This window comes from Cellulomonas uda (genome assembly GCF_006538705.1).
Classification (GTDB): domain Bacteria; phylum Actinomycetota; class Actinomycetes; order Actinomycetales; family Cellulomonadaceae; genus Cellulomonas; species Cellulomonas uda.
In genome coordinates this window covers 1-7,526 of the sequence record NZ_BJLP01000081.1, presented here as the reverse complement: position 1 = coordinate 7,526, position 7,526 = coordinate 1, and the positions used below count along the sequence as shown (strand labels likewise).

Annotated in this window: 6 protein-coding genes; 3 read left to right on the top strand and 3 right to left on the bottom strand. The window is 73.7% G+C overall.

The annotated features are described in order from the left end of the window. Positions 1-88: 88 nt before the first annotated feature. Positions 89-2,680 carry an aminopeptidase N gene (gene pepN, locus CUD01_RS15945; protein ID WP_094179660.1) on the bottom strand — a complete coding sequence of 864 codons (2,592 nt, stop codon included), beginning with the start codon at positions 2,678-2,680 and terminating at the stop codon, positions 89-91. A 279-nt stretch (positions 2,681-2,959) separates the two neighbouring features. On the opposite strand from pepN, the gene CUD01_RS15940 reads away from it, so the two are divergent. Then, positions 2,960-3,571: a mycothiol-dependent nitroreductase Rv2466c family protein gene (locus CUD01_RS15940; protein ID WP_141322485.1), complete on the top strand. Its 612-nt coding sequence runs from the start codon at positions 2,960-2,962 to the stop codon at positions 3,569-3,571. A 150-nt stretch (positions 3,572-3,721) separates the two neighbouring features. Next, the gene (locus tag CUD01_RS15935; protein ID WP_141322484.1) at positions 3,722-4,237 is read left to right on the top strand and encodes a hypothetical protein; all 516 of its coding nucleotides are present in this window, start codon (positions 3,722-3,724) and stop codon (positions 4,235-4,237) included. Positions 4,238-4,264: 27 nt separating this feature from the next. Here the strand turns inward: CUD01_RS15935 and CUD01_RS15930 are convergent, their stop codons facing one another. Continuing rightward, complete coding sequence (locus CUD01_RS15930) at positions 4,265-6,253, bottom strand: M13 family metallopeptidase (RefSeq protein WP_141322483.1); 1,989 nt, start codon at positions 6,251-6,253, stop codon at positions 4,265-4,267. Between the two features lie 57 nt (positions 6,254-6,310). On the opposite strand from CUD01_RS15930, the gene CUD01_RS15925 reads away from it, so the two are divergent. Then, complete coding sequence (locus CUD01_RS15925; protein ID WP_141322482.1) at positions 6,311-6,757, top strand: ribose-5-phosphate isomerase; 447 nt, start codon at positions 6,311-6,313, stop codon at positions 6,755-6,757. A 102-nt stretch (positions 6,758-6,859) separates the two neighbouring features. Here CUD01_RS15925 and CUD01_RS15920 read toward each other — a convergent pair. After that, a partial coding sequence (locus CUD01_RS15920; RefSeq protein WP_174773912.1) for a sterol carrier protein domain-containing protein occupies positions 6,860-7,526 on the bottom strand: 667 nt, incomplete at its 5' end.

The following is a 7,526-nucleotide window of genomic DNA, read 5'->3' as shown; positions in this document are numbered from 1 at the left end:
CCCGCCGCGAGGCGGCGGCGTGGCTCGCCGCGCTCGAGCCGCCGGCTCCCGGCGGGCCCCCGGACTGAGGGGCCCGCCGGGGCGGCCGTCAGGCGCGGCGGCGGTCCGCCTCCTGCGCGGCGAGCGCGCGGCGCACACCGTCCCGCGATTCGACGACGAGCCGGCGCAGCGCGGGCGCCGCGTCGGCGTGGGCCTCGAGCCACGCGTCGGTCGACGCCAGGACGTCGGCCCGCGCGTCGTCGGCGAGGGCCGTCGGGTACAGGCCGACGACGACGTTCTGCGCCATCTCGTTGGTGCGCTCGGCCCAGACGGTGGTCAGACCCTCCAGGTACGGCCCGACGAACGGGAGCAGCAGGCCCCGGTCGTGCACGCGCGCGAAGCCCGCGATGGTCGCCGCCTGGATCGCGTTGGGCAGGTCACCCTCGACCGCGGCGGCCCACGCCGCGGCCTTCGCGGCCGGGGTCGGGATCGCGGCGCGCGCCTGGGCGGCGGCGCGCTCACCCGTCGCCGTCGGGTCGGCGGCCAGCTGCGCGGCGATCTGCGTCTCGTCGGCACGCCCGCCCGCGACGAGCGCCGTGAGCAGCTCCCAGCGCAGGTCGGTGTCGAGCGTCAGGCCCTCGAACGACGTCCGGTCGTCCAGGACCTCGACGACGACGTCGAGCTGCTCGGGCGTCGTGGCCCGGGCCGCGAACGCCTTGACGAGCTGCAGCTGCAGGTCGGAGCCCGCGGGCGCGTCCTGCGCGAGCGCGAGCAGGCGGTCGGCCGCCGAGGCGGCGGTCGCCGCGCGGTGCTCGGGCGCGACGTACAGGTCGAGCGTCGTCGTGAGCTGGCGCAGCAGGACGAGCACGACCGTCGAGTCCGTCTCGTGCGCGATGTTGCCGAGCACCAGGTCGACGTAGTCGCGGCCCGGGGTCTCCCCGTCACGCGTCGCGTCCCACGCCGCGGCCCACACGAGCGTGCGGGGGAGCGAGGAGTCGAACTCGCCCAGGTGCTCGATCGCCGCGGACATCGACAGCTCGTCGAGCCGGACCTTGGCGTACGCGAGGTCGTCGTCGTTGAGCAGGATCAGCAGCGGGCGGTGCCGGCCGAGCAGCTCGCGCACCTCCGTGCGCGGGCCGTCGACGTCCAGCTCGACGTGCAGGGTGCGCGCGAGCCGACCGTCGACCAGGTCGTACCCGCCGATCGCGAGGCGGTGCGGACGCTGCGTGGGGTGCTCGTCGGGGACCTCCTGCAGGACCGCGAACGACGTCACGGTGCCGTGCTCGTCGAGCTCGACCTGCGGGCGCAGCAGCGTCACGCCGGCCTTCTCGAGCCACAGCGCGGACCAGGGCCCGAGGTCGCGGCCCGAGGTCGCCTCGAGCTCGGTGAGCAGGTCACGCAGCTCGGTGTTGCCCCACGCGTGCTTGGCGAAGTACGCCTGCACCCCCGCGAAGAACTCGTCCTGGCCGACCCACGCGACGAGCTGCTTGAGCACGCTCGCGCCCTTGGCGTACGTGATCCCGTCGAAGTTGACCTCGACGTCCTCCAGGTCGCGCATGTCCGCGACGATCGGGTGCGTCGAGGGCAGCTGGTCCTGGCGGTACGCCCACGACTTCTCGAGCGAGGAGAACGTGGTCCACGCGCTCGTCCAGCGCGTCGCCTCGGCCGTCGCGAGGGTCGACGCGTACTCGGCGAACGACTCGTTCAGCCACAGGTCGTCCCACCAGCGCATCGTCACGAGGTCGCCGAACCACATGTGCGCGAGCTCGTGCAGGATCGTCACCGCGCGCCGCTCCACCGTGGCCTCGGGGACCTTGGAGCGGAACACGTACGCCTCGAGGAACGTCACCGCGCCCGCGTTCTCCATCGCGCCCGCGTTGAACTCCGGCACGAAGAGCTGGTCGTACTTCGCGAACGGGTACGGTGCGGCGAACTTCTCCTCGTAGAACGCGAAGCCACGGCGCGTGACGTCGAGGATCTCGTCCGTGTCGAGGTACTGGGCGAGCGACCCGCGGCAGTACACGCCGAGCGGGATCTCGCGGCCGTCCGAGCTCGTGAGCGAGCCGTGCTCGTGGTGGTACGGGCCCGCGACGACGGCGGTGACGTACGACGACAGGCGCGGCGTCGTCTCGAACGTCCACGTCGCCGTGCCCTCGTCACGGCCGCCGTTGCGGTTGACCCCGCCCTCGACCGGCACGGGCTCGCCCACCTGCGGGTAGTTCGACACGACCACCCAGTGCGCGGGTGCGGTGACGGTGAACGTGAACGTCGCCTTGAGGTCGGGCTGCTCGAACACCGCGAACACGCGTCGCGAGTCCGCGACCTCGAACTGCGAGTACAGGTACACCTCGTCGTCGACCGGGTCGACGAAGCGGTGCAGACCCTCGCCCGTGTTCATGTACGCGCAGTCCGCGACGACGACGAGCTCGTTCTCGGCCGCGAGGTCGTCGAGCCGGATGCGCGAGTCGGCGACGACCTGCGCGGGGTCGAGCGGCGTGCCGTTGAGCGTGACCTCGTGGACCGTCGGCGCGATGAGGTCGACGAACGTGCTCGAGCCCGGGATCGCCGAGAACGACAGGACGGTGCGGGACGCGAACGTCGTCGGGCTCGTCGTCAGGTCGAGCGTCACGTCGTACGCGTGCGTCGTCACGGTGGCGGCGCGGTCGCGCGCCTCGGCACGCGTGAGGTTCTCGGCGGGCACAGTGCTCCTTGGTGTCGTGCTCGGTGCTGTCGGGCCCGGCCGCGCGTGGCTGTCGTCGGTCGCTGTCGTCGGTCGCTGTGTCAGGCGCGGCGGCGGGCACGAGGCCCGGGGTGCCGGGCCTGCCCGATCATCCCACGCGGCACCGACGCGCCCGCCGTCTCACGCTGCGGCGGGCGGGAATGTCCGTGCGTCGTGCGAGATTGTGCCGAGCACGAACCGTCCGCCACCCGCGCGCTGCGTGCACCCGCCCGCACCCCGCGTCCACCGATCGGAGCTGCTGTGACCGACTCGCGTCCCGTCGTCGACTTCTGGTTCGACCCCGCGTGCCCGTGGGCCTGGATGACGTCCCGCTGGATGGACGAGGTCGCGGCGCACCGCGACGTCGACGTGCGCTGGCACGTCATGAGCCTGTCGGTGCTCAACGAGGGCCGCGACGAGCTGCCCGAGCGCTACCGCCGCCTCATGGACGAGGGCTGGGGGCCGGTCCGCGTCATCGTCGCGGCCGCGCGCGACCACGGCGAGGGCGTCATCAAGCCGCTGTACGACGCGATGGGCACGCGCCGGCACCCGGGTGGTCGCTCGGACACCGACGCGATCATCGCCGAGTCGCTGGCGGAGGTCGGGCTGCCCGCGCAGCTCGCGGCGGTCGCCGGCACCGACGAGGTCGACGACCTGCTGCGCGCGTCGCACGGGGAGGCGATCGCCCTCGTCGGCGACGAGGTCGGCACGCCCGTCGTCGCGATCGACGGCGTCGGCTACTTCGGTCCGGTCGTGACCCCCGCGCCCACGGGGCAGGCGGCTCTCGACCTGTTCGACGGGCTCGTGCTCATGACGCACGTGCCGGGCTTCTACGAGCTCAAGCGGACGCGCAGCGCAGGCCCGTCCTTCTGACCGTCCGCGCGGCCGGGACCCCGCCGACCACGTGCCGCTCGCCCGTCGCCCTCGGCGCGCCGGGCGAGTGGCACGTCGCGCCGCGGGGATGTGATGCTGTCCCGGTCGTGCGAACGGGACGGCGGTGACGAGAGGGTGGGAACAGGGACGATGACGACGCAGCGGGCGGTCCGGACGTGGATGGCGGTCGACGCGGTCCTGGTCCTGACGCTCGTGGTCCTGCTCGCGGTGCGGCTCTCCGGGGACGCCGGCAGCGGCGGCGCGGCCCAGCCGTCGGCGACCACCACCGTCCAGGTCAGCGGCCCGACGACGCCCGCGGGGGACCGTGCGGCGTTCAAGCTGCCGAGCGGGAACATCGCGTGCACGATGTCCGCCCGCGGCGTGACCTGCACGATCGCGTCCATCACGTACGACCCGCCGGCGGTCGCGGGGTGCTCCGGCACGACCGGTCACGTGGTCGTGCTCAACGCCGACGGGTTCGCGTTCGACTGCGTCGACGGTCCGGCGCCCACCGTCGCGGGCGGTGACGTCCCGACCCTCGAGTACGGGTCGAAGGCCACCGCCGGCGACTTCACGTGCGTGAGCGCGACGAACGGCGTGCGCTGCACCGACGCCGACGGCGTCGGGTTCCAGCTCGCCCGCGCCGCCTGGCGCGAGCTGCCCTGACCCGACGCCCCCCGCGTCACGGGTCGCTCACCAGATGCGCACGCGCTCCTCGGGGGCGAGGTACAGCCCGTCGCCCGGCTGGACGTCGAACGCCGCGTAGAACTCGTCGACGTTGCGCACGACGCCGTTGCAGCGGAACTCGTCGGGCGCGTGCGGGTCCGTCGCGAGCCGACGCACGACCTCCTCGTCGCGGCCCTTGGTGCGCCACGCCTGCGCCCAGCCGAGGAAGAACCGCTGCACGCCGGTGAGCCCGTCGAGCACCGGGGCCTCCTCGAGCGGACGGCCCAGCGCGATGCGGTAGGCCTTCAGGGCGATCGAGAGCCCGCCGAGGTCGCCGATGTTCTCGCCGATGGTCAGGGCCCCGTTGACGTGGTGCGAGCCGTCGAGCTGCGCGGGGGAGAACGCGTCGTACTGCGCGACGAGCGCGCTCGTGCGGCGCTCGAACTCGGCGCGGTCGTCCGCGGTCCACCAGTCCTCGAGCCGGCCGGTGCCGTCGTACTTGCTGCCCTGGTCGTCGAACCCGTGCCCGATCTCGTGGCCGATGACCGCGCCGATCGCGCCGAAGTTCACGGCGTCGTCCGCGTCGGCGTCGAAGAACGGCGGCTGCAGGATCGCCGCGGGGAAGACGATCTCGTTCATGCCCGGGTTGTAGTAGGCGTTCACGGTCTGCGGCGTCATGAACCACTCGTCGCGGTCGATCGGCCTGCCGATCTTCGCGAGCTCGCGGTCGAGCTCGAACGCGTTGGCCGCACGCACGTTGCCGACCAGGTCGGTCGCGTCGACCTGGAGCGCCGAGTAGTCACGCCACCGCACCGGGTAGCCGATCTTCGGCGTGAACGCGTCGAGCTTCGCGAGCGCCTTCGCGCGCGTCTCCTCGCCCATCCACTCGAGCGACGTGATCGACTCGCGGTACGCCTCGACGAGGTGCGCGACGAGCTCGTCCATGCGCTCCTTGTGCGACGGCGGGAAGTGCCGCGCGACGTAGACCTCCCCGACGGCCTCGCCCAGCACGCCCTGCACGAGCGACACGCCGCGCTTCCACCGGTCACGCAGCTCCTGCGCGCCCGTCAGCGTGCGGCCGTAGAAGTCGAAGTTCGCCTCGACGAGCTCCTGCGTGAGGTACGGGGCCCGGTCGGAGACGACGTGGTACGCGAGCCACGCCTGCCAGTCCTCGAGCGGCTCGGACGCCCACAGCTGCGCGAAGCCCTCGGCGAACTGCGGCTCGCGCACGACGAGCTGGTCGAGCGCACCCGCGGGTGCGCCGAGCGCGAGCGCCCACGCGTGCCAGTCGAAGCCGGGCGCGCTCGTCGCGAGGTCCGCGAGCGTGGTCGGGTTGTAGGTGAGGTCGGCGTCGCGGTCCTTGACGACGTCCCAGTGGTGCGCGGCGAGCTTCGTCTCCAGCGCGACGACCCGCGCCGCGAGCGCGTCCGCCTCCGCGTCGTCGGCGGCGACCTGCGCCAGCCGCAGCATGCGCGCGACGTGCGGGCCGTACGCGGCGAGCACGGGGGCGTACTGCTCGTCGCGGTAGTACGCCTCGTCGGGCAGGCCGAGGCCGCCCTGGTGCAGGTAGACGACGTACCGCTCGGGGTCGTCCGCGTCGTTGTCGACCCACAGGCCGACCGCGCCGCCCGCGCCCGTGCGCTGCAGCGCCCCGAGCACGCCGGTCAGCTCGGCCTGCGTGCCCGCGCCCGCGACGAGCGCGAGGTCCACCTGCAGCGGCGCGAGCCCGGCCGCCTCGATCGCGTCGGTGTCCATGAAGCTCGCGAACACCGCGCCGACCTTCGCGCCCGCGCTCGCCGAACCGTCCTCGTCGGCGGCCTGCGCGCCCAGGTCGGCGATGATGTCGCGGACCTGGGCCTCGGCCGCGTCGTGCAGCGTGCGGAACGTGCCGTCCATCGCCCGGTCCGCGGGGATGACGTGCTGGGCGTACCAGCGCCCGTTCACGTGGCGGTACAGGTCGTCCTGCGGACGGACGGTGGGGTCGAGGTCGGTCAGGTCGAGGCCGCTGCGCGTCATGGCCACAGCCTACGGACAGCGTGCGGCGCGGCCCGCGTGCTGCGGCAGGATGGGCCCATGCGCATCCACATCGGTTCCGACCACGCCGGCTACGAGCTCAAGGTCGCGCTCGTCGAGCACCTGCAGGCCGCAGGGCACGACGTCGTCGACCACGGGGCGCACTCCTACGACGCGCTCGACGACTACCCGCCGTTCTGCTTCGCGGCCGGTGAGGCCGTGGTCGCCGAGCCGGGCTCGCTCGGCATCGTGCTCGGCGGGTCGGGCAACGGCGAGCAGATCGCCGCGAACAAGGTCACGGGGGTGCGTGCCGCACTCGCGTGGAACCTCGAGACCGCCACGCTGGCGCGTCAGCACAACGACGCGAACGTCGTCGCGATCGGCGCGCGCCAGCACTCGGTCGACGAGGCGCTCGCGCTGGTCGACGCGTTCCTCGCGGAGCCGTTCAGCGGCGACGCGCGCCACCAGCGTCGCATCGACCTCCTGGCCGAGTACGAGTCCCGCTGACCCACCCGTCCGCCGAGTGCGCACGTCCGTGCGCGAGTGCGTACGACGAGCGTGCGCACTCGCGCCGGACCGTCCGCACTCGGCGGGGCGGTGGTCGCCGGTTCAGAAGACCCAGGGGCAGAGCGGGGCCACCGGCCAGGAGAACGCGGCGGCCGTCGGGTGCAGGGTCCCGGGCGTGAGCTCGGTGACGAGACCGGCGTCCGCGTAGGCGGACAGCGACCTGCCGCCCAGGTACGCCGCGCCGAGCTCGCGCACGTCGATGCGCAGGTCCGGCTCGTCGTCGGTGCGGGTCACCTCGGCGGCCCACCCGTGCGCGCCCTCGTCGGTCGTCGCGACGCGCCACCGGCCCGCGTTCGCCGGCAGCCGCGCATCGCTGACCTCGAGGACGACGTCGACCGGGGCGCTGTACCGGCGCCCGGCGAGCGCGACCGGCACGTCGAGCAGGCGCACCCACAGGTTGTCGGTCAGGCGCGGCTGGGCGCCGCGCCGGTCCACCAGGAGCGACAGGAGCCGGTCGTCGACCGGGAGCATGTTCGTCGCGACCTCGCCCGTGAGGTCGAGGTCGAGGACGAAGGACCACAGCCGGTGCGCCGCGGCCGCGTCGACGGCCGCGGAGTCGCGGACCATGACGGGGTAGGCGGGGCCCGCATCGCCCCACGTCTCCTTGCGTCGCAGCAGCGCGTAGGCGCGAGGGTCGCCGACCTCGTCGTGCACCGTCACGATGCGCAGCGGCTCGCCGCCGTCACGCCACGCGGGCGGGTCGGCGAGC